This is a genomic window from Cupriavidus sp. 2KB_3 (assembly GCF_052115685.1).
In the GTDB taxonomy this organism is placed as follows: domain Bacteria; phylum Pseudomonadota; class Gammaproteobacteria; order Burkholderiales; family Burkholderiaceae; genus Cupriavidus; species Cupriavidus campinensis.
This window is the reverse complement of the sequence record NZ_JBFRHD010000021.1, coordinates 63,077-83,867: the sequence shown is the minus strand read 5'-3', so window position 1 is coordinate 83,867 and position 20,791 is coordinate 63,077. Positions and strand designations below refer to the sequence as shown.

Below are 20,791 nucleotides of genomic sequence, written 5' to 3'. Positions count from 1 at the left end.
CAACCCGTATTTGCGTGCCGTCCGTCGCCCATAAGCGATCAGCCCGCCAGTTCCCGCGTGGCTTCGCCCATGATGTAGACGTTGTCCACTACGCGGTCATCGCCCAGCATGGCAAAGGCGAACAATTGTTCCTCGAGCGTCTCGGAGCGGCTGCTGCGGCGTGCGATCAGCGGCGTGGCCTCGGGGTCCAGCACCAAGAAATCGGCCTCGCAGCCCACCGAGAAGCTGCCGATGCGGTCCGCCCAGCCCAGCGCCTCGGCGGCGCCGCGCGTGGCCAGGTAGAACATGCGCAGGGCGGTCAGGTGATAGCCGCCCATGCGCGCCACCTTGTGCGCCGCGTTCATCGTGCGGAACATCGAGAACGAGGTGCCGCCGCCCACGTCGGTGGCCAGCGTCACGTTCAGGCGGTGGGCATCGGACTGGTGGAAGTCATAGAAGCCGCTGCCCAGAAACAGGTTCGAGGTGGGGCAATGCGCCACGGCGGCGCCGCTGTCGGCCAGCCGGCGGCGGTCGTCCTGGTCGAGGTAGATCGCGTGGCCGTAGAACGCGCCGGGGCGCAGCAGGCTGTAGCGGTCGTACACGTCCAGGTAGCTGCGGGCGTCGGGGAACAGCTCGGCCACCCATTTCACCTCGTCGCGGTTCTCGGCCACGTGGGTCTGGATGAAGGCGTCCGGATGGGCACGCGCCAGTTCGCCGCAGGCGGCCAGTTGCGCCTCGGTGGAGGTCGGCGCGAAGCGCGGCGTGATGGCGTAGGCCAGCCGGCCCTTGTTGTGCCACTTCGAGATCAGGTCGGCGGAGTCGCGCGCACCGCTTTCGGCCGTGTCGCGCAGGAAGTCGGGGCAGTTGCGGTCCATCAGCACCTTGCCCGTGATCATGCGCAGGTTGCGGTCCTGGCTCGCGCCGAACAGCGCGTCTGCCGACGTGGCGTGCACCGTGCTCCAGACCATCGCCGTGGTGGTGCCGTTGCGCAGCAGTTCGTCGGTGAAGAACTCGGCCACGGCGCGCGCGTAGGCGGGCTCGCTGAAGCGGCGCTCCTCGGGGAAGGTGTAGGTGTCGAGCCAGTGCAGCAGGCCCGGCGACGGCGACGCGATGATGTCGGTCTGCGGATAGTGCACGTGGGTGTCGATGAAACCCGGCACGAGCAGCTTGCCGCGATGGTCGATCACCTCGGCGCCGGCCGGGATGTCGCGCGCCAGGTCCTCGTACAGCCCTACGGCGGCAATGCGGCCGTCCGTGACGAGCATCAGGCCATCTTCCCAATATTGATACGCCTCCTCATGGAACTGCGGATCGCGCAGGAAGTGGAGGATGCGGCCGCGGATGGCGCGGGTCGTGGCGGGATTGGGGGAAGTCGTGGTCATCTTCTCGTCTCAGGGGCGGCCGGACCTGGGGTCCGGCATCGTGTTTATGCGCCCGGTCAGGTCGTGGGAGCCGTCGCGGGCGGATTCTCGGGCGTGGCGGACCAGAAATGGTCCACTTCGGCCAGGTACTCGGCCTTCTGCTTGGCGGGCAGGAAAGCCGCTTCGAAACTGTTGCGGGCCAGCTTGTAGGCGTCGGCCGCGTCCAGCGGCAGCGCCGCGAACGAGGCCTCCCAGTTGGCGTTCATGTAGCCGCCGAAATAGGCCGGATCGTCCGAATGCAGCGTGACGGCCACGCCGGCATCGAGCAGGCGCTTCATCGGGTGGTCGCGCAGGTCGGGGTAGACCATCAGTTTCTGGTTCGACAGCGGGCAGACCGTCAGCGCGATGCGCTCGCGCGCCAGCCGCTGCACCAGGGCCTCGTCCTCGACGGCGCGCACGCCATGGTCGATCCGCTCTACATCGAGGATGTCGAGCGCATTGACCACGTACTGCGGCGGCCCTTCCTCGCCGGCATGGGCCACGCGGTGCAGCCCGAGCGCCTTGGCGCGGGCAAATACGCGCGCGAATTTTTCCGGCGGATGGCCTTTCTCGGACGAATCCAGCCCCACGCCGACAAAGCGGTCGCGGTAGGGCAGGGCAGCCTCGAGCGACTCCAGCGCGGCGTCCTCGGACAGGTGGCGCAGGAAGCAGAGGATCAGGCTGCTGGAAAAGTCGTACTCGGTGCGGGCCTGGGCCAGCGCATCGGCAATGCCGTCGATGATCACGCCCATCGGCACGCCGCGCTCGGTATGGGTCTGCGGATCGAAGAAGATCTCGGCATGGCGGACGTTGTCGGCGGCGGCGCGCTTGACGTAGTCCATCGTCATGTCGAAGAAGTCTTCCTCAGTCAGCAGCACGCTGGCGCCGGCGTAGTAGATGTCGAGGAAGGACTGGAGGTCGGTGAACGCGTAGGCCGCGCGCAGCGCCTCCACGTCGGGGTAGGCCAGCTTGACCTGGTTGCGCTGGGCCAGCCGGAAGATCAGCTCGGGTTCGAGCGTGCCTTCGATATGCACGTGCAGTTCGGCCTTGGGGGTGCGGCGGATGCTGTCCGCGAGCGCGGCATCGATGGTCATGGGGCCTCTTTTCTGTCTTTGGCGGCTGCCGGATCGCGGCGGCCGGGGTTACGGATGCATCGCTTCCGCCTGGCTGGCGGCCAGCGCCGCAGCGCGCTGGTCGCGCACCTGAAGCAGCTGGGCGACGATGGCTACCGCAATCATAGCCGGTGCCTTGTCCGTAATGCCGGAGACTCCCATGGGACATGTCATTTCCGGGAAGCGGGCCGGGTCGATCCCGTGCTCCGCCATCCGGTGTTCGAACTTCGCGCGCTTGGTTTTCGAGCCGATCAGGCCGAAGTAGGCGTAGTCCGTGCGGCGGAAGATGCGCTCGCAGAGCGCCTGGTCCAGCGCGTGGCTGTGGGTCATGACCAGGAAATACGCGCCGGGCGGGGCCTGGTCGACCACGGCCTCGGGGGTATCGGAGGCCTCGGCCTCGATGTTCTCGGGCAGGCCGCCCGGGAACAGCGTGTCGCGCTCGTCCACCCAATGCACGCGGCAGGGCAGCGTGGCGAGCACCTTGACCAGCGCATGGCCGACGTGGCCGGCGCCGAACAGCACCACGTGCATGTCGTCCGGTACCAGCGTGTCGGTCCAGGCGCCGTCGGGGCGCAGCGCCACGGATGGCAGCAGCGCGCGGCTCGGCGCCACGGTGACCGGGCCAGCGCCGGAGGCCGGCACGGACCGCTCCAGCGCGCGCCCGCTGGCGAAGGCGGCGTCCACGGCCTCGAGCCAGCCCAGGTCCTCGGCGCCCAGCACCTCGAAGGCGAGCTGCACCACGCCGCCGCAGCATTGCCCCAGCGAGGGCCCAAGCGGAATCCGCTCGATGCGGCGGGCGGCAGCGCCGGCGCCATGGGCACCCTCGCCGGCCATCATCGACCGGGCGATGTCCATCCCGCGCCATTCAAGGTGGCCGCCGCCGATCGTGCCGACCAGATCGCCGGCCGTGACCAGCATGCGGATGCCGGGCTCGCGCGGCGCGGAGCCCTTGACCTCGACGATGGTGACCATCGTCACAGGCACGCCGGCGCGCACCCAGCGGGCGGCGTCGGCGAAGCGGAACGGTTTGAGTGGGGCGTCCTGCATGATGACCGCCTCAGGCGCGCGCCGCCTGCACCGCTTCCACGGCATCGAGGATGGCCTCGCTCGTGGCCGGGGCGCGCAGCGGCGGGTTGATGCGATAGTCGCCCACCGCCGCGATGGCATCCCGGATCGCAAAGAACACCGAGAACGGCAGCAGCAGCGGCGGCTCGCCCACGGCCTTCGAGCGGTGGATGCTGTCCTCCACGTTGCTGTTCTGGAACAGCCGCACGTTGAAGGCCTCCGGGCAGTCGTTGATGGTCGGGATCTTGTAGGTGGACGGCGCGTGCGTCATCAGCTTGCCGTTCGGGTTCCACCACAGTTCCTCGGTGGTCAGCCAGCCCATGCCCTGGATGAACGCGCCCTCCACCTGGCCGATGTCGATGGCCGGGTTCAGGGACTTTCCGGCGTCGTGCAATGCATCGGCGCGCAGCAGCTTCCACTCACCGGTCAGCGTATCGACGAGCACTTCCGAGCACGCCGCGCCATAGGCGTAGTAATAGAACGGCCGGCCCTGCAGCGCCTTCTGGTCCCAGTGCAGCTTGGGCGTGGTGTAGAAGCCATCCGACCAGAGCTGCACGCGGGCCACGTAGGCTTCGCGCGCCAGGTCGCCGAAGGACAGGCGCAGCTCGCCGGCCACGACCAGGTCGTCGCCGAAGCGCACGGTGTCGGCCTCCACGCCCGCCTTGCGCGCGGCGAAGGCGGCCAGCCGCTCGCGGATCTGGCGCGCGGCGTCCTGCGCGGCCTTGCCGTTCAGGTCGGCGCCGGTGGAGGCGGCCGTCGCCGAGGTGTTGGCCACCTTGCTGGTATCGGTGGCCGTCACGCGCACGCGCTCCAGGCGGATGCCCAGCTCGTGCGCCACCACCATCGCCACCTTGGTGTTCAGGCCCTGGCCCATCTCGGTGCCGCCGTGGTTCACCAGCACCGAGCCGTCGTTGTACACGTGCACCAGCGCGCCGGCCTGGTTGAAGTGGGCCACGTTGAACGAGATGCCGAACTTCACCGGCGTGATGGCGATGCCCTTCTTGAGCACCGGGCTGGCCGCGTTGAACGCGCGCGTGGCGGCGCGCCGGGCCTGGTATTCGCTCGATGCCACCAGTTCGTCGATCAGCTCGTGGATGACGTTGTCTTCCACGGTCTGGCCGTACGGCGTGACATTGCGCTCGCCCTTGCCGTAGAAGTTGGCGCGGCGCACCTCCAGCGAGTCCTTGCCGACGTTACGGGCGATGTTGTCGAGGATGTACTCCACCGCGAACGCGCCCTGCGGGCCGCCGAAACCCCGGAAGGCGGTGTTGCTCTGCGTGTTGGTCTTGCCGCAGTAGCCGTCGATCTGCACGTTGGGCAGCCAGTAGGCGTTGTCGAAGTGGCAGATCGCGCGGGTCATCACCGGGCCGGACAGGTCCGCCGAGAAGCCGGCGCGCGACACCATCTCCACCTGCACGCCCTCGATGCGGCCCGCGTCGTCGTGGCCGACCTCGAAGTCGAACACGAAATCATGGCGCTTGCCGGTGATCATCATGTCGTCGTCGCGGTCCGGACGCAGCTTCACCGGGCACAGCAGCTTCCAGGCGGCCAGCGCGGCGCAGCAGGCGAACATCGCCGACTGCGACTCCTTGCCGCCAAAGCCGCCGCCCATGCGCCGGCATTCCACCAGCACCTGGTGCGCGTGCCAGTTGAGCATGTGCGCCACGGCGTGCTGCATCTCGGTGGGGTGCTGCGTGGAGCACCAGACGTGCATGCCGTCGTTCTCGCGCGGCGCGGCGTAGGCGATCTGGCCTTCGAGGTAGAACTGCTCCTGGCCGCCAAGCTGGATCTTGCCGGCGTCGCGATGGGCGGCGCCGTCGATGTGCGCGCGCGGCGCGCCACGCGTCAGGTGCATCGGCGGCAGCACATAGCTGCCGGCCGCGTGGGCGGCCCCGGGCGAGAGCACTGGCGGCAGGTCTTCGTAGTCGATCTCGGCCAGGCGGGCGGCGCGGCGTGCGGCGTCATGCGACGACGCCACCACCACGAAGATCGGCTGGCCGATGAACTGCACCACGTCGCGCGCCAGGATCGGGTCGTCGTGGATGATCGGGCCGCAGTCGTTCACGCCGGGGATGTCGTCCACGGTCAGCACGGCCACCACGCCCGGCGCGGCGCGCACCTTGTCGAGCGACACGGCACGCAGCCTGGCATGGGCGCGGGCGCTCATGCCCAGCGCGGCGTGCAGTGTGCCGGCCAGCTCGGGGATGTCGTCGGTATAGGTGGCGGTGCCGGCCACGTGCAGGTGGGCGGATTCGTGCGGGCGCGAGATGCCGACTTGCGGCGAGGCTTCGGCGGCCACGCTGGCGTCGAGCAGGAAGGGTTCGGTCTGCTTGTTCATGGTGCGGGCTCTCCTCAGGCGCTCACGGGTTCGCCGGCGCCCAGGGCGCGGACGTTGACCACGGCAGCGGGCAGCGCGTCGGCGCGCGTTTCCAGCCAGAAGCGATAGAGCAGGTTGGCGGCGCCGCGCGTACGGTAGGCGGCGGTGGCGCGCATATCGGTCAGCGGCTGGTAGTCCTGGCCGAGCGCGGCCATGCCGGCGCGGGCAGTGGCTTCGTTCCACGGCTGGCCGACCACGGCGGCTTCGGTGAGCGCGGCGCGCCTGGGCGTGGCGGCCATGCCGCCGAAGGCGATGCACGCCGCCGTGACGATGTTGTCTTCCACGGTGATGCCAAACGCGGCGCAGACGGCCGAGATGTCCTCGTCGAATCGCTTCGACAGCTTGTACGTCCTGAAATGCTGCGGGCCCCCCCGTCCCTTCACCGGCACGCGCAGCCCGGCCACGAACTCGCCCTCGCCCATCGCCGTCTTCTGGTAGGCCAGGTAGATGTCCTCGAGCGGCATCGTGCGGCGTATCCCGCCGCGCTGGAGCACCACCTCCGTGCCGAGCGCGATCAGCGCCGGCATCGAGTCGCCGATCGGTGATCCGTTGGCGATGTTCCCGCCCAGCGTGCCGGCGTTGCGGATCGGCAGCGAGGCAAAGCGCTTCCACATTTCGTCGAGTTCCGGGTGGGCGGCGGTCAGCGCGGCGTAGGCGCGCTCCAGCGTCACGGCGGCGCCGATCTCGATGAAGCCGTCGCGCTCGGCCACGGTGTTCAGGTCTTCCACCTGCCCCACATAGAGCAGGTTGCCAAGTTCGCGGAACTGCTTGGTCACCCAGAGGCCCACGTCGGTGCTGCCGGCCAGGATGCGGATGCCCGGCTCGGCGGCCTTGATCGCGCCGAATTCGGCAGCCGTGCGCGGGGCGTAGAAGTGCTGGCCGCGCGCGCTGTAGTGGAACGTCTCGCCGCGCTTGAGGTGGCGCAGGGTGTCGGCGATCTGTTTCGGATCGAGCTTGCTGGCGGTGGGCGCGGGCAGCGCCATCATGCGCTGGCCGGCGTCGATGATCGGCCGGTAGCCGGTGCAGCGGCACAGGTTGCCGGTCAGGGCGTCGCAGATCGCCTGGCGCGCCGGCGGCTCGCCGCCGGGCGTGTGCTGCTGGTACAGCGCCCACAGCGACATCACGAAGCCGGGCGTGCAGAAGCCGCACTGGGAGCCATGGCACTCCACCATGGCCTCCTGCACCGGGTGGAGCGTACCGTCCGCCTGGCGCAGGTCTTCCACGGTGATCAGGGCCTTGCCGTCGAGCGTGGGCAGGAACTGGATGCAGGCATTGACGGCCTTGAAGGCCACGTCGCCGCCGTCCTGCAACTCGCCGATCACGACGGTACAGGCGCCGCAGTCGCCTTCAGCGCAGCCTTCCTTGGTGCCGGTGCAGCGCACGTCCTCGCGCAGGTACTGCAGCACGGTGCGGGTCACCGGGGCGTCGGACACTTCCTGGACCTGGCCGCGGTGGAAAAAGCGGATGGTTTGCGTCTCCATGGTCTTCTCTCTTTCGGGGATGGCGGAAACATAGCACCGGCCACTTTCATGCAATATTCGGCCCAGGTGATATGCCCCATCAACGCGCGGCCGCTGGGGCGGTCCGGCGCCGTCTTCCCCGCCTGGAACCCAGCGCGGGCGCGGCTTGCCGGCGCACTCCGGGTCTTCCCGTAGTGCGCCGGCATTTGACCGCCCGTGGGGTGCCTGACATACACTATGCGCCGTTCCCATCCCCCACGCCAGCCACGCCCGCCCCCGGGTGCGCCGGCTCTCGCCATGCACGGACGCGACCATCTCGATACCTATTTGCTGCGGGTGCTGCACACCCTGCTCACCGAGCAGAGCGTGACCCGCACCGCCGTGCGCCTGGGCCAGTCGCAGCCGGCCATCAGCAACACGCTGAAGCGGCTGCGCGAGATCACCGGCGACGCCATTCTGGTGCGCGGCAAGAGCGGCATGGTGCCGACCGAGCGGGGCCGCGAGTTGCTGGCGCTGGCCGAGCAGAGCCTGGCGGCGATGGACCGCATCGCCCGGCCGCCGCAGCAGTTCGACCCGGCCACCACTACGCGCACCTTCCACCTGGGCGCGCCGGACTATCTGGATGCCTTCTTCCTGCCGAATATCGTCGAGCGGGTGCGACGGCTGGCGCCGGGGGCCAAGCTGTTCGTCCATCCGATGACGCAGTCGAGCGATTTCCTGGACGCGCTGGAGCAGGGCCACCTCGACATCGTGGTCGGCAACTGGCTGTCGCCGCCCGAGCACCTCCATATCTCGCCGCTGTTCGATGACGAGGTGGTCTGCATGCTCGGCGCCCAGCATCCGCTGGCCCGCAACGGGCTGACGCTGCGCCACTATCTGGAGATGCCGCATCTGGCCCCGGCGCCGTACGCGTCGATGCAGCGCAGCATGATCGACCAGGCGCTGGCCGAGCAGGGCTACAAGCGCAACATCCAGGTCACGCTGCCGTACTTCGGCCTGGTACCGTACGTGCTGATGAAGACGGATATGGTGTTCACCACGGGGCGCCAGTTCGCCGCGCACTACGCGCAGTACCTGCCGATCCGGATGGTGGCGTCGCCGGTGCCGTTCCCGCGCATGCGGTTCTACCAGCTGTGGCACGAGCGCTGCCACGCAGCGCCCGATGTGATGTGGATGCGGCGCATGATCGCCGAGGTGGCCGCCGACCTGCCGCAGCTGCCGCGGCTGGAAGCCACGGCAGTCTGAGCGGGTGGGGGTGACTTACTTCCCCTCGTAGCTTGGGAAGAACAACTGCTCGCCGTCCACCTTGTAGCTGGCGATGGTCTGCTGGCCTTCCTTCGAGGTGACCCACTCCACGAACTTCATGGCGTCCGTGTAGTTCGTGCCCGGGTGCTTGGCCGGGTTCACGGCGATCACGCCGTACGGGTTGAACATCTTCGGATCGCCCTCGATGGCGATCGCCAGCCCGGTCTTGGCGCGATAGGCGCCATAGGTGGCGCGGTCGCTCAGGGTGTAGCCGGGCATCTGCGCCGCCATGGTCAGCACCTCGCCCATGCCCAGGCCGGCATTCACGTACCACGGCTGGCCCTTCGGCTCGATGCCGGCGCGCTTCCAGTAGTCCTTTTCCATCACATCGGTGCCAGAGTTGTCACCGCGCGAGATGAACTTGCTGCCGCTCGCAGCCAGCTTCTTGAATCCGGCGATGACGTCCTTGCCGCCCTTGACGTGGGCCGGGTCGCTGGCCGGGCCGACGACGATGAAGTCGTTGTACATCACGTCGCGCCGGTTCACGCCGTAGCCGGCGGCCACGAATTCATCCTCCATCTTGCGGGCGTGCACCAGCAGCACGTCCACATCGCCCATCTCGCCCATCTTCATGGCCTTGCCGGAGCCCACGGCGATCACCTTCACCGTGACACCGGACTTCTGCTCGAACTTCGGCAGCAGGTATTTCAGCAGGCCGGAATTCTCCGTGCTGGTGGTGGTGGCCATCTTGATCTCGCCGGCCTGTGCAGCAGAAAGTGCCGACATCAGCACAAGCACGCCGGCGGCGCCCAATGCACGAGACATGATGCGGGGAAGGGGGAAGCCAGTGCGGGACATCGATCGTTCCTTTATTATGTTTTCGAAAACACAATTGCCACGGCGGTGATGCTTCGTGGAGAATGCCCGAACAAGCATCGTGAAACACAGGGCACACGATTGTTATCCGGCCACATTGCTCCTGTAAATATGCAAGGTATTTCATATGACGTTCAGGTTTGACCTGTTCCCGGTCATTGCTGCCGATGACAATCCACGCGCCAACAGCAAGGTGTTCCAGTTGCTGAAAGCCGTGCGCGAGACGGGCTCGCTGCACCGCGCCGCGCAGGAGATCGGGCTGTCGTACCGCCATGCCTGGGGCGTGATGCGTAGCTGGGAAGAGATGCTCGGCCGCAGCATGCTCGATATGGAGCGTGGGCGAGGCGCCTCGCTGACGCGCTTCGGGGAGCGGCTGCTGCGCGCCGAAGCCCGGCTGCGGGAGACCATCGACCCGGCTGTGCAGAAGGCCATGGCCGATTTCCTGCTCGAACTCGACGACGCCGTGCAGCCGCAAACCGTGGTGCATTTTTCGGGCAGCCACGATCCGGCCATGGAAGTGCTTTCCGCAGCACTGAAGGACGGGCCCAGCGCGCTCCAGCTCGATACCGTGTTCTGCGGCAGCGTGGAAGGGCTGATCTGCCTCCAGGAGCGGCAGTCGGAATTGGCCGGCTTCTATGTTTCGCCGATCCAGACCGCCGGCTCGGTCGCCCATGTGACGCTGCGCAAATGGCTGCGACCCGCCTCGGTGCGGCTGGTGCGGCTGGCGTGGCGCGAGCAGGGGCTGATCGTGGCGCCCGGGGTGGCGCGCGAGATCCGTGACCTGCGCGACCTCGTTCGCACCGGCGCGCGCTTTATCAATCGCCAGCGCAGTTCGGGCACGCGCATGCTGTTCGACCAGCTGCTGGCCGCGCAGGGCCTCTATCCAGACCAGATCACCGGCTACGAAGACCCCGAGTTCAGCAACGACAAGGTGGCGGAGGCCGTGCAGGCCGGCCGTGCGCAGGTGGGCTTCGGGCTGCGCATGAATGCCGAACAGCACGGGCTGGGCTTCGTGCCGCTCACGCGCGAGGCGTACTACCTGGCCCTGCGCAAGAACGATGCGACCGCGCCGTGGATGGGGGCGCTGCTGGCGCTGCTGGCCGATCCGGCCTTCGCGCGCCGGATCGAGGCGCTGCCCGGCTACACCGCCGCCGAGCCGGCCGGCATCCTCACCCCGCAGGAGGCGCTGCCCTGGTTCGGCCCGGACGGCAAGGAAGGCGCCTGAGCGGGGCCATGACCCCAATCCGCCAGCCCGCGTCGGCTCCCTTCCCCGGCCCGTATTACACTCCTCCACAATTACCCACGAGGAGTTCCGCCCCATGCTGGAAACCGCCGCGCTGGCTGCAGGCATGTCCTGGGCCAGCGGCCTGCGTCTCTACCTGGCCGTGCTGGCGGCCGGGGTGCTGGCGCGCCTGGGCTGGCTGGACCTGCCCACGGGGCTCCAGGTGCTGTCGTCGTGGTGGGTGATTGGCGTGGCCGGCGTGCTGGCCCTGGCCGAATTTGTTGCCGACAAGGTGCCCGGCTTCGATACCGCCTGGGACGGCATCCAGACCTTTATCCGCATTCCTGCCGGGGCGATCCTGGCCGCAGCGGCGTTCGGCGAACTCGATCCCCAGTGGATGGTGGCCGCCGGGCTCGTGGGCGGCACCCTGGCCGGCGCGGCGCATGCCACCAAGGCCGGCACGCGGGCGCTGATCAATGTCTCGCCGGAGCCGTTCTCGAACTGGGCGGCCTCGTTCACCGAGGACGTTGGCACCATGGGCGGCCTGCTGCTGGCGTTTTTCCTGCCCGTGGTGTTCCTGATCCTGCTGGGCGTATTCCTGATCCTGGCGATCTGGCTGATTCCCAAGCTCTGGCGCGGCGTGCGACGTCTGCACGCCAGCCTGCGCGGCCCGCGCTGACCCCCTCCCTGCCTCATTCCTAGCGATTTTCCGATGCCGACCGACTCCCCCGCCGTGCCCGCCGCTCACCGTTTCTCCGCCTGGCACCATGCGCTGCGCATGGCCCGGCGCGACTGGCTGGCGGGCGAGCTGACGCTGCTGCTGTTCGCGCTGGTGCTGGCCGTGGCCGCGCTGACCAGCGTCGGCTTCCTCGCGGATCGCATGCGGCTTGGCCTCGAGCGCGATGCGCGCCAGATGATCGGCGCCGATGTGCTGCTGGTGTCCGACCAGCCGTTCGATCCCGCGTTTGCCGACCGCGCCCGGCGCGACGGCCTGCGCGTGGCGCAGACGGTGACGTTCCCGAGTATGGCCACGGCCCGCACCAGTGGCGTACCGGCAGGCGCACCGCAGAGCGGCGAGGCGCCGAGCCAGCTGGGCGCCCTGAAGGCGGTGACCGATGGCTATCCGCTGCGCGGCCGGCTCAAGGTGCTGTCGCCCGATGGCGGCGCGGAGCAGGAGGCCGAAGGCATCCCCGCGCCGGGCACGGTCTGGGTGGATCAGGCGCTGCTGGACGGTCTCGGCCTGCGCCTGGGCGACAGCGTGCAGCTTGGCAGCAAGACCTTCCGCATCGAGCGCGTGATCACGCAGGAACTCGACCGTGGCGCGGGCTTCATGAACTTCGCGCCGCGCGTGATGCTGCCGCTGTCCGACCTCGACGCCACCAAGCTGATCGGCTGGGGCAGCCGGGTGACCTACCGCCTGCTCGTGGCCGGCCCGGACGCCGGCGCCGCCGCCTACCAGCGCTGGGCGACCGACGAGATCGAGCGCCGCCACCTGCGCAACACGCGCGTGGAATCGCTCGACTCCGGCCAGCCGCAGATGCGTGCCACGCTGGACCGTGCCGAGCGCTTCCTGTCGCTGGTGGCGGTGCTGTCGTCGATGATCGCGGCGGTGGCCATCGCCATGTCCGCGCGCCGATACATGCAGCGCCATACGGATGCCTGCGCGGTTTACAAATGCCTGGGCCTGTCGCGCGCGCAGTTGCTGGCCGCGTTTGGCATCGAATTCCTCCTGCTGGGCGCCGGGGGCGCGCTCGTCGGCGTGGCGCTGGGCTACCTTGCACACTACGGGCTGCTGCTGTCGCTGGGCGGATTGCTGCGCGTGTCGCTGCCGCAGCCGTCGGCCATCCCGGCGCTGACCGGGGTGGCGGCGGGGCTGGTACTGCTGGTGGGCTTCGCGCTGCCGCCGCTGCTGGCGCTGACGCGCGTGGCGCCGCTGCGCGTGCTCCGGCGCGACATCGGCCTGCCGCCGATCTCGGCCTGGGTGGCCTATGCGCTGGGCCTGGGCGCCTTCGTGGCACTGCTGATGGTGGCCGCGCGCGACCTGAAGCTCGGCCTGACCACGGCGGGCGGGTTTGTCGGCGCAGGGGTGGCGTTCGCGGTGCTGGCGCTGGGGCTGCTGCTGGCGCTTTCGCGCGGCATGCGCGGCCGGGCGCGCGGCAGCGTGGGCTGGCGCTTCGCGCTGGCCGTGCTCGAGCGCCGGCGCGGCGTGACCGTGCTCCAGACCGTGGCGCTGGCCGTGGGGCTGATGGCGCTGCTGCTGCTCGGCATGACGCGCAACGATCTGGTCGATTCCTGGCGCAACGCCACGCCGGCCGACGCCCCCAATCGCTTCATCATCAATATTCAGCCCGACCAGCGCGAGCCGCTGCGCGCGATGCTGGCCACCAACGGCATCCGCGACCTGCTCTACCCGATGGTGCGCGGCCGCCTGACGCATATCGACGATCGCCCGATCCAGGCCAGCACCTACCCGGACGGCCGGGCGCGCAATCTGGTCGAGCGGGAATTCAACCTCTCGTATACAGACAGGCTGCCCGAGGGCAACGAGGTGATTGCCGGGCGCTGGACCGGCGATGCCGGCGGGGCGTCCGTGGAGGAGGGCATCGCCAAGACGCTCCATATCAAGCTGGGCGACACGCTGCGCTTCGACGTGGCCGGCCAGACCGTGGAGGCGCCCGTCACCTCGCTGCGCAAGCTGGACTGGGGCTCGATGCGCGTGAACTTCTTCGTGATCCTGCCGACGGACAAGATGCAGGGCCTGCCCGAGACCTACATCACCGCCTTCCACCTGCCGCCGGCCAAGTCGGCGCTTGGCAACCGGCTCACGGCCAGCTTCCCGAACATCACCGTGGTCAACACGGATTTGATCCTGCGCCAGATCCAGGCGGTGCTCGATCAGGTGATCGCCGCCGTGGAGTTCCTGTTCGTCTTCACGTTGCTGGCCGGCGTGACGGTGCTGTATGCGGCGCTTTCCGGCGCGCGCGACGAGCGCAAGCGCGACGCCGGTCTGCTCAAGGCCCTTGGCGCCAGCGCCGCCACGGTGCGCCAGACGCAGTACGCCGAATTCCTTGTCGTGGGCGGGCTGGCGGGGCTGCTGGCCAGCCTCGGCGCCATCGCGGTGGGCTGGGCGCTGTCCCAGTTCGTATTCGATTTCCCGTACCGGTTCAACGTGTGGATCGTGCCGGTGGGGGTGGTTTCTGGCATGCTGTGCGCTTTTGCCGGCGGCTGGCTGGGCCTGCGCGAGGTGTTGCGGCAGCCGGCGCTGGCCACGCTGCGCGACGTGCAGTGACCGCCGTGCAGCGATTCTTCTCGATTTGACATGATTACCGAACCTTCCGAACCGACCGACGCCGCAACCCAGGAGGTCACCGCCTACGAACTGGTCGGCGGCGAGGCCCGCGTGCGCGAGCTGGTGGACCGCTTCTACGACCTGATGGACCTGGAGCCCGAGTTCAAGCAGCTCCGCTCGATCCATCCGCCTTCGCTCGATGGTTCCCGCGACAAGCTGTTCTGGTTCCTGTGCGGCTGGCTGGGCGGCCCGAACCATTTCATCGAGCGCTTTGGTCACCCGCGCCTGCGCGCACGCCATATGCCGTTCGAGATCGGCACGCTGGAACGCGACCAGTGGATGCGCGCCATGGCGCTGGCGATGCAGGACATCGGCTTGCCCGAAGACCTGCAACTGCGGCTGATGCAGGCGTTCTTCCAGACCGCCGACTGGATGCGTAATGTGCAGCGTTAAGCATGTGAAGGGTGCGCAGGACGTGCTGGACTTCTGGTTCGGCACGCCCGGCTCGGCCATCTGGAATACCGCGCGGAAGGAGTGGTTCACCAAGCGCGACGCCTTCGACGCCACCATCCGCGACACCTTCCTGCCCACCTGGCAGGCCGCGTACGAGGGGGTACATGACGGTGCGGCGGACGACTGGTCCGCCACGCCCGAAGGTACCTGCGCCCGCCTGATACTGCTCGACCAGTTCCCGCGCAACATGTTCCGGGGCGATCCGCGCACCTTCGCCACGGATGCGCAGGCGCAGGCGCTGGCCCGCCGGATGCTCGCGCAGGGCTGGGACCGCGAACTGCCCACGCCGTGGCATCGCATGTTCTGTTACCTGCCGTTCGAGCACGCCGAGTCGCCCGAGGCGCAGGACATCGCCGTGCGCGAGTACATCACGCTGCGCGAGGACACCGGCGGCGAAGTCGATAGCGTGGAGTGGGCCGTCAAGCATCAGGAAATCATCGCGCGCTTCGGCCGGTTTCCGCATCGCAACGCCGTGCTGGGCCGCGCCAGCACGGACGACGAACTGGCGTTCCTGAAGCAGCCCGGTTCCGCGTTTTGAGGGGCGTCGCCCCGCCAGTGGCGTTTTCGCCGCTTGGCGGGCCGTCCGCCCGACCCGATTGCTTATAATCCCAATCCTGCCGATTCGAGAGCCCGCCCGACCCCATGGAAGCCAAACCGCAAGCCGGCCCGCGCCGAACCCGAGACCGCATCCTCGACGTCTCGCTGCGCCTGTTCAATGAGCTGGGCGAGCCCAACGTCACCACCACGACGATTGCGGAAGCCATGGAGATCAGCCCCGGCAATCTCTATTACCACTTCCGCAACAAGGACGACATCATCAACTCCATCTTCGTGCGCTTCGAGCAGGAGATGGAGCGCCGCCTGAAGATGCCGGAGGACCACAAGGCCACGCTGGGCGAGAGCTGGGGCTACCTCCAGTACATGTCCGAGTTCCTGTGGAACTACCGCTTCCTGTACCGCGACATCAACGACCTGCTGGCGCGCAACCGGATGCTGGAGACCAACTTCAAGCGCATCGTGGAGCAGAAGAAGCGCTTCGCGCTGGAGATCTGCCGCCAGTTTCAGGAAGACGGCGACATGGAAGCCACGCCGGAGCAGGTGGATGCGGTTTGTACCAATATTGTTGTGATTGCCACGTACTGGCTGTCGTTCCAGTTCGTGCAGCATCCGCGCCAGTACAACGATCCCGAGCAGATCCGGGGCTACCTGCACGGTTCGAGCTATCACATCTTCTCGATCCTGGCCCCGTACCTGCGCGGCAAGGCGCGTGAAGCATTCGATCAACTGGCGCGCGAGTACGCCGTCTCCAAGGCGGAGGCCGAGGCCGCCGCTGCTGCGAAGAAGGAAAGACAGTGAAATCGGTTTGCGTGTATTGCGGGTCCAGCCCCGGCTTCCGCCCGGAATATGCCGAGGCGGCGCGCGTGCTGGGCGCCACCATGGCCCAACAGGGCCTTGCGCTGGTCTACGGCGGTGGCAAGGTCGGGCTGATGGGCATCGTGGCGGACAGCGTGCTGGCGCATGGCGGCACCGCCATCGGCGTGATTCCCGATGCGCTGATGCAGAAGGAAGTCGGTCATCGCGGCCTGACCGAGCTGCACGTGGTGCGCAACATGCACGAGCGCAAGCAGATGATGGCCGACCGCTCGGACGCTTTCATCGCCATGCCGGGCGGCGTTGGCACCTTCGAAGAGCTGTTTGAAACGTTCACCTGGGCCCAGCTCGGCTATCACGACAAGCCAGTGGGCCTGCTGAACGTGGCCGGCTTCTACGACGGCATGCTGGCCTTCCTGAACCACGCCGTGGGCGAGGGGTTCCTGAAGCAGGTGCACGCCGACATGCTGCACGTGTCCGACACGCCCGACGCGCTGCTCGGCAAGCTGGCCGCCGCCCCGCGGGTGCGCGTGGACAAGTGGATCGAGAAGCGCGACGAGACCTGACCCACCAGGGCTAGCCCCGGCGGGCCCAGCCTAGCCCAGCCAGCCGCCGATCCACCGCACCACGTGCGGCCCGCCGATGGCGATCCAGGTGCCGCCGCACAGCACGAGCGCCAGCATGACCGCCGCGCTGCCAAAGTCCTTGGCGCGCTTGGACAGGCCGTGCCGCTCGAGCGAGATGCGGTCCACGGCGGCCTCCACGCTGGAATTCAGCAATTCCACGATCAGCACCAGCAGCAGCGTCCCCAGCAGCAAGATCCGCTCGACCGCCGAGATCGGCAGCAGGAACGCGCAGGGCGTGAAGATCACCACCAGCGTCAGTTCCTGCCGGAACGCGCTCTCCTCGAGCACTGCGTAGCGCAGGCCGGACAGCGAGTTGATCGCCGCGTGCCAGGCGCGGCGGATACCGCGATTGCCTTTGTGGGGATTGTTCTCGACCGAGTACTCAGTCTCCGGAGCGGACGGCAGCGGGGGATGCGGTTTTGGCATGATCGTGCGCAGCGGTGGGAGCCGTGGAGTCTTGGGGGGCTGCCGACGCTGGCAACGGCCGCAGGTGAGCGAGGAACTGCTCGGACGCCGCGCGCCACGAGAACTTCTCGGCGTGGGCGCGAGCGGTGACGCGGTCGATGCGCAGCGCCTCGAGGCAGGCTTCGCGCAAATCCTCGTGCATCACGCCGGCCGGACTGTCGCCCAGCACATCGATCGGCCCGGTAACCGGGTACGCCGCCACGGGCAGGCCGCTCGCCAGCGCTTCCAGCAGCACCAGCCCGAAAGTATCGGTGCGGCTCGGGAACACGAAGACATCGGCAGAAGCATACACCTTGGCCAGATCCGGTTGCTTGAGCACGCCGAGATAGCTGGCGGACGGATAGCGCGCCTTCAACCCGGCCAGCGCCGGGCCATCGCCCACCACCCACTTCGAGCCGGGCAGGTCGAGCTGGAGGAAGGCCTCCACGTTCTTCTCCACGGCCACGCGGCCCACGTAGAGGAAGATCGGGTGGGCGGTGTTGAGTACGTTGGCGCGCTCGGGGGTGAAGACGTCGAGGTCCACGCCGCGCGTCCACAGCACGCCGTGGGTGATGCCGTATTGATGCAGGTCGTGCAGCACCACCGGCGTGGGCGCCATCACCGCGCGCGCCGGGCCGTGGAACCAGCGCAGGAAGCGGTAGGTCCACGCCAGCGGGATGCCGAAGCGGGCCTGCACGTACTCGGGGAAGCGCGTGTGATAGGCCGTGGTGAACGGCAGGCCGTGGCGCATGGCGTAACGGCGCGCGGCCAGGCCGAGCGGGCCTTCGGTGGCGATGTGCAGCGCCTCCGGGCGGAAGGCGTCGATCCGGGCGCGTACCTTGGCCGTGGGCAGCAGCGACAGGCGGATCTCCGGGTACGTCGGGCATGGCACGGTGCGGAATTCCAGCGGCGTCAGCAGGTCCACCGTGTGGCCCATCGCCTCCAGTTCGCGGCGCGTGGACTTGAGCGTGCGCACCACGCCGTTGACCTGGGGTTCCCAGGCATCCGTGACAATCATGACTCGCATCGAATCTCCTTGCGGCAGTGTGGCCGGGTGAGGTGTCGTGGGGGCGGGGCGTGTCAAAGCGCCATCTCGGTGGCGCGGCGGCGGCGGCGTCCGACTGGCTCGGGCGGATCGAGCAGCGTGGTCCAGTAGACGATCTTGAGTTCGCCTTCCACGGTCTCGACCAGCGCCGAGAGGCTTTCCACCCAGTCGCCGTCATTGCAGTAGAGCTGGCCGTCCACCTCGCGGATCTCGGCCTTGTGGATGTGGCCGCAGACCACGCCGTCGCAGCCGCGCCGGCGCGCCTCGTCCACCATCGCGTGCTCGAACGAGTTGATGTAGCTGACCGCGTTCTTGACCTGGTGCTTCAGGAATTGCGAGATCGACCAGTACTCGAAGCCGAGCCGGGTGCGGATGCGGTTGAAATGGCGATTCAGCGCCAGGATCATCGTGTAGAGCGAGTCGCCGAGGTAGGCCAGCCAGCGCGCGTGCTGCACCACGCCGTCGAACAGGTCGCCGTGCACCACCCAGAGCCGGCGCCCGGTGGCGGTCACGTGGATGGCGTCCTCGCGCACGGTGATGTCGCCAAAGGCCATGCCATCGAACTGGCGCGCCACTTCGTCGTGGTTGCCGGGCACGTAGATCACTTCCGTACCCTTGCGCGCCTTGCGCAGCAGCTTCTGCACCACGTCGTTGTGGCTCTGCGGCCAGTACCAGCCCCGGCGCAGTTGCCAGCCGTCGATGATGTCTCCCACCAGGTAGAGCACGTCGGATTCGTTGTGCTTGAGGAAGTCGAGCAGATAGGTGGCCTGGCAGCCCGGCGTGCCGAGGTGGATATCGGACAGCCAGATGGCGCGGTAGCGGTGCGTGGGAGGTTCCGTGGCGGAGGCGGGGCGGTTGCCTGATTCGGCGTGGAAGGCCGGGGCGGCGGGAGCGGGCGGCGACAGTTCCGTCGGCGGCGGCATGAAGGCCGCCAGTGCGGCGGACAGCGAGAGCGTGGTGTCAGGCTTGCCGCGCAGGCGTTGCGCGGCCCTCGACAGACGCCCCCGAGCAAACTGGAGAGCTTGAACCATGGCGGCCCCGGTATCGGCGATGGGTGCATTGAGCCCTTGCCGCGTGACGGTGCCGTGACGGAAACATGAATGTCACATGAAGATCGAGGTGTGCTGCGGGGCTTGTTGCGGCACCGGCGCCGGGGTGCGCAGCGAGGCGAGCGCGGCCAGGGTGGCGTCCACGGCGCGCGGGTGGCGCAGCAGCGACACATGGCCGATGCCGGCCAGCGGCACGTTGCGCGCACCGTCGAGCCACGAGGTGCCGGGCGGCCCGGCGATGGAGTCGTGCCAGCTGAACACCGAGACGATGCACGCGCGCAGGGCCGGCGTCTCGGCCAGCGCCAGCGCCTGCAGCCACGGGCTGTGCCATCGCATCTGGCGCGCATTGCGGCCGCTGCCGAAGCGGGCGAGGGCACAGCCATGATGGGGCGAGCCGAGCGTGACGATGCCCGCGCAGGGCGGTGCCGGATCGGCGCCAACCTCAGCCTCCCGCGACGCCAGCACCTGCGCGGCCCGTGCGGCGAGCCCGCCCATGCTGTGGCAAATCACCAGCGGCGGCTGGCCGGTGCGCGCAGTGATCTCGCGCATGCGGGCGAGCAGGGTCGGGGCGTAGTCGTCGATATCGCCCAGCACGGGTTCGAGGTCGATCCCTTCGCAGCGATAGCCGGCGGCGGCCAGTGCGGGCGCCATATCGAGCCAGATCGCATGGTTGCAGCCGTAGCCGTGCACCAGCAGCACTGTGGGCCCATCGTCAGTGGCGGGCGGGGCGAAGGTAATGCGCGAGCGGAACGGCTGGAGCCAGTTGAACATGCGGAAGACCGCACGGCATTCGGAGAGATAGCAGGCGAGCGCGCCTGAGAGGCCGAGCGGCTGGCGCGGGGGGGCATCGGGCGGATGGGGCAGGCGCGCGTCCGGCGGGATGCCGGCGCCGCCCAGCGTGGCGACAAAGGCAATCCCCACGCCGATGCCGAAGCCCACCGGCACGGCCAGCAGCGCTGCGCCAATGGCGAGCGGCCACGGCCAGCCGGCCCCTTCGGCCAAGCCGGCCGCGATGCCGCCGGCCGCCAGCGTCTGCGCGGCCACGGCCACGCGGCGCAGCGCGGCCGCCGTCAGGCTCATGACTTCGAGGCGGGGCGCGGGTCGCGCAGGTCAATCAGGCGCGTGCCGGCCAGCCGGTCGTGCAGGAACTGGCGGCGCGGGTCGAGCCACGCCAGCGCAATCCACACCAGCAGGCCGGCCACCAGCACGCCGACGAACGGCCCGCGCGTGAGCCCGAGCGCATGGCCGACCGCCGCAGCGGGCGGCAGCCACAGCCAGGCGAGCACATAGCGGAGCAGTGCGCGGGTCCAGTGCGGCGGCTCGCCGGCCGCTGTTTCGAGGCGGATGCGCCACGTCTGCATCGCCAGCGTCTGGCCGTTGCGCTGCCAGAACCACGTGAAGTAGCACGCCAGCACGACGAACATCCAGGCCTGATCGACATAGGGCTGGTCAAGGCCGAGGCGTTGCAGGCCCGGACGCGCCAGCAGATAGACCGCGCTGGCGGCCATCAGCACGCCGAACAGCAACACGCCCTCATAGAGCATGCAGGTCAGGCGGCGGCGCAGCGTGGGCGTGCGCGGGGCGCGCGACGCCATGGAAGCGGGAGGGGCGGGAGGGGCGGGAGGAGCAGGGGTGGCAGGGCTGGCGGCGGGCATGGCGCGGGTTCCGGGTGAGCGGCAATTATGCCAAATCCGGGGCGGCGCGCCGCGCGGCCGGGG

General features: G+C 68.8%; 19 protein-coding genes. 8 read left to right on the top strand and 11 right to left on the bottom strand.

Translation table 11 applies throughout. From position 1 onward, the window contains the following. Positions 1-38: 38 nt before the first annotated feature. From guaD to xdhA, 5 genes are read right to left on the bottom strand one after another with little or no spacing between them, the layout of a single operon-like run. Positions 39-1,361: a guanine deaminase gene (guaD, locus tag AB4120_RS21615; RefSeq protein WP_441642820.1), complete on the bottom strand. Its 1,323-nt coding sequence runs from the start codon at positions 1,359-1,361 to the stop codon at positions 39-41. 56 nt (positions 1,362-1,417) lie between these two features. Next, positions 1,418-2,473 (bottom strand): adenosine deaminase, encoded by a 1,056-nt coding sequence (locus AB4120_RS21610; protein WP_441642819.1) that lies wholly within the window; start codon positions 2,471-2,473, stop codon positions 1,418-1,420. A 48-nt stretch (positions 2,474-2,521) separates the two neighbouring features. Then, complete coding sequence (xdhC, locus tag AB4120_RS21605; protein ID WP_149136438.1) at positions 2,522-3,538, bottom strand: xanthine dehydrogenase accessory protein XdhC; 1,017 nt, start codon at positions 3,536-3,538, stop codon at positions 2,522-2,524. 10 nt (positions 3,539-3,548) lie between these two features. Next, entirely contained in the window at positions 3,549-5,894 is a 2,346-nt protein-coding gene (xdhB, locus tag AB4120_RS21600) for a xanthine dehydrogenase molybdopterin binding subunit (RefSeq protein ID WP_149136437.1), read from the bottom strand. A 14-nt stretch (positions 5,895-5,908) separates the two neighbouring features. Continuing rightward, positions 5,909-7,414 (bottom strand): xanthine dehydrogenase small subunit, encoded by a 1,506-nt coding sequence (xdhA, locus tag AB4120_RS21595; RefSeq protein ID WP_441642818.1) that lies wholly within the window; start codon positions 7,412-7,414, stop codon positions 5,909-5,911. Between the two features lie 276 nt (positions 7,415-7,690). On the opposite strand from xdhA, the gene AB4120_RS21590 reads away from it, so the two are divergent. Then, a complete protein-coding gene (locus AB4120_RS21590; RefSeq protein WP_149136436.1) occupies positions 7,691-8,638 on the top strand; it encodes a LysR substrate-binding domain-containing protein in 948 nt (315 codons plus the stop codon). Between the two features lie 15 nt (positions 8,639-8,653). On the opposite strand, the gene AB4120_RS21585 is transcribed toward AB4120_RS21590, so the two are convergent. Then, positions 8,654-9,463 carry an extracellular solute-binding protein gene (locus AB4120_RS21585; protein WP_187645181.1) on the bottom strand — a complete coding sequence of 270 codons (810 nt, stop codon included), beginning with the start codon at positions 9,461-9,463 and terminating at the stop codon, positions 8,654-8,656. Between the two features lie 178 nt (positions 9,464-9,641). On the opposite strand from AB4120_RS21585, the gene AB4120_RS21580 reads away from it, so the two are divergent. The 7 genes from AB4120_RS21580 (at position 9,642) to AB4120_RS21550 (ending at position 16,475) form a co-directional block, all read left to right on the top strand. Further along, positions 9,642-10,739, top strand: coding sequence for a substrate-binding domain-containing protein (locus tag AB4120_RS21580; RefSeq protein ID WP_149136434.1), 1,098 nt, complete (start codon positions 9,642-9,644; stop codon positions 10,737-10,739). Positions 10,740-10,833: 94 nt separating this feature from the next. Further along, positions 10,834-11,415, top strand: a complete 582-nt coding sequence (locus tag AB4120_RS21575; protein WP_149136433.1) for a DUF4126 domain-containing protein — start codon at positions 10,834-10,836, stop codon at positions 11,413-11,415. Between the two features lie 33 nt (positions 11,416-11,448). Then, the gene (locus AB4120_RS21570) at positions 11,449-14,025 is read left to right on the top strand and encodes an ABC transporter permease (RefSeq protein WP_149136432.1); all 2,577 of its coding nucleotides are present in this window, start codon (positions 11,449-11,451) and stop codon (positions 14,023-14,025) included. A 30-nt stretch (positions 14,026-14,055) separates the two neighbouring features. Further along, positions 14,056-14,478, top strand: coding sequence for a group II truncated hemoglobin (locus AB4120_RS21565; protein ID WP_144201609.1), 423 nt, complete (start codon positions 14,056-14,058; stop codon positions 14,476-14,478). Further along, entirely contained in the window at positions 14,465-15,076 is a 612-nt protein-coding gene (locus AB4120_RS21560; protein WP_149136431.1) for a DUF924 family protein, read from the top strand. Before AB4120_RS21565 ends, AB4120_RS21560 begins: the two co-directional genes overlap by 14 nt. Before the next feature lie 104 nt (positions 15,077-15,180). Continuing rightward, positions 15,181-15,894 carry a TetR/AcrR family transcriptional regulator gene (locus tag AB4120_RS21555; RefSeq protein WP_144201605.1) on the top strand — a complete coding sequence of 238 codons (714 nt, stop codon included), beginning with the start codon at positions 15,181-15,183 and terminating at the stop codon, positions 15,892-15,894. Next, positions 15,891-16,475 (top strand): TIGR00730 family Rossman fold protein, encoded by a 585-nt coding sequence (locus tag AB4120_RS21550; RefSeq protein WP_149136430.1) that lies wholly within the window; start codon positions 15,891-15,893, stop codon positions 16,473-16,475. The genes AB4120_RS21555 and AB4120_RS21550 overlap by 4 nt, the downstream gene beginning before the upstream one ends. Before the next feature lie 30 nt (positions 16,476-16,505). Here the strand turns inward: AB4120_RS21550 and AB4120_RS21545 are convergent, their stop codons facing one another. From AB4120_RS21545 to AB4120_RS21525, 5 genes are all read right to left on the bottom strand, one after another. Beyond that, a complete protein-coding gene (locus AB4120_RS21545; RefSeq protein ID WP_149136429.1) occupies positions 16,506-16,961 on the bottom strand; it encodes a diacylglycerol kinase in 456 nt (151 codons plus the stop codon). After that, complete coding sequence (locus AB4120_RS21540; RefSeq protein ID WP_149136428.1) at positions 16,918-18,006, bottom strand: glycosyltransferase family 4 protein; 1,089 nt, start codon at positions 18,004-18,006, stop codon at positions 16,918-16,920. Before AB4120_RS21540 ends, AB4120_RS21545 begins: the two co-directional genes overlap by 44 nt. Before the next feature lie 53 nt (positions 18,007-18,059). Further along, on the bottom strand, positions 18,060-19,055 hold the full coding sequence (locus tag AB4120_RS21535; protein WP_149136427.1) for a UDP-2,3-diacylglucosamine diphosphatase: 996 nt from the start codon (positions 19,053-19,055) through the stop codon (positions 18,060-18,062). A 72-nt stretch (positions 19,056-19,127) separates the two neighbouring features. Next, entirely contained in the window at positions 19,128-20,153 is a 1,026-nt protein-coding gene (locus tag AB4120_RS21530) for an esterase/lipase family protein (RefSeq protein ID WP_149136426.1), read from the bottom strand. Continuing rightward, positions 20,150-20,728, bottom strand: a complete 579-nt coding sequence (locus tag AB4120_RS21525) for an RDD family protein (RefSeq protein ID WP_149136425.1) — start codon at positions 20,726-20,728, stop codon at positions 20,150-20,152. Before AB4120_RS21525 ends, AB4120_RS21530 begins: the two co-directional genes overlap by 4 nt. Positions 20,729-20,791: the final 63 nt, after the last annotated feature.

Bases quoted from the DNA above. Each gene is read 5' to 3' on its own strand.
- guaD (WP_441642820.1), bottom strand. From the start codon at position 1,361: ATGACCACGACTTCCCCCAATCCCGCCACGACCCGCGCCATCCGCGGC.
- AB4120_RS21610 (WP_441642819.1), bottom strand. From the start codon at position 2,473: ATGACCATCGATGCCGCGCTCGCGGACAGCATCCGCCGCACCCCCAAG.
- xdhC (WP_149136438.1), bottom strand. From the start codon at position 3,538: ATGCAGGACGCCCCACTCAAACCGTTCCGCTTCGCCGACGCCGCCCGC.
- xdhB (WP_149136437.1), bottom strand. From the start codon at position 5,894: ATGAACAAGCAGACCGAACCCTTCCTGCTCGACGCCAGCGTGGCCGCC.
- xdhA (WP_441642818.1), bottom strand. From the start codon at position 7,414: ATGGAGACGCAAACCATCCGCTTTTTCCACCGCGGCCAGGTCCAGGAA.
- AB4120_RS21590 (WP_149136436.1), top strand. From the start codon at position 7,691: ATGCACGGACGCGACCATCTCGATACCTATTTGCTGCGGGTGCTGCAC.
- AB4120_RS21585 (WP_187645181.1), bottom strand. From the start codon at position 9,463: ATGTCTCGTGCATTGGGCGCCGCCGGCGTGCTTGTGCTGATGTCGGCA.
- AB4120_RS21580 (WP_149136434.1), top strand. From the start codon at position 9,642: ATGACGTTCAGGTTTGACCTGTTCCCGGTCATTGCTGCCGATGACAAT.
- AB4120_RS21575 (WP_149136433.1), top strand. From the start codon at position 10,834: ATGCTGGAAACCGCCGCGCTGGCTGCAGGCATGTCCTGGGCCAGCGGC.
- AB4120_RS21570 (WP_149136432.1), top strand. From the start codon at position 11,449: ATGCCGACCGACTCCCCCGCCGTGCCCGCCGCTCACCGTTTCTCCGCC.
- AB4120_RS21565 (WP_144201609.1), top strand. From the start codon at position 14,056: ATGATTACCGAACCTTCCGAACCGACCGACGCCGCAACCCAGGAGGTC.
- AB4120_RS21560 (WP_149136431.1), top strand. From the start codon at position 14,465: ATGTGCAGCGTTAAGCATGTGAAGGGTGCGCAGGACGTGCTGGACTTC.
- AB4120_RS21555 (WP_144201605.1), top strand. From the start codon at position 15,181: ATGGAAGCCAAACCGCAAGCCGGCCCGCGCCGAACCCGAGACCGCATC.
- AB4120_RS21545 (WP_149136429.1), bottom strand. From the start codon at position 16,961: ATGCCAAAACCGCATCCCCCGCTGCCGTCCGCTCCGGAGACTGAGTAC.
- AB4120_RS21540 (WP_149136428.1), bottom strand. From the start codon at position 18,006: ATGCGAGTCATGATTGTCACGGATGCCTGGGAACCCCAGGTCAACGGC.
- AB4120_RS21535 (WP_149136427.1), bottom strand. From the start codon at position 19,055: ATGGTTCAAGCTCTCCAGTTTGCTCGGGGGCGTCTGTCGAGGGCCGCG.
- AB4120_RS21530 (WP_149136426.1), bottom strand. From the start codon at position 20,153: ATGAGCCTGACGGCGGCCGCGCTGCGCCGCGTGGCCGTGGCCGCGCAG.
- AB4120_RS21525 (WP_149136425.1), bottom strand. From the start codon at position 20,728: ATGCCCGCCGCCAGCCCTGCCACCCCTGCTCCTCCCGCCCCTCCCGCC.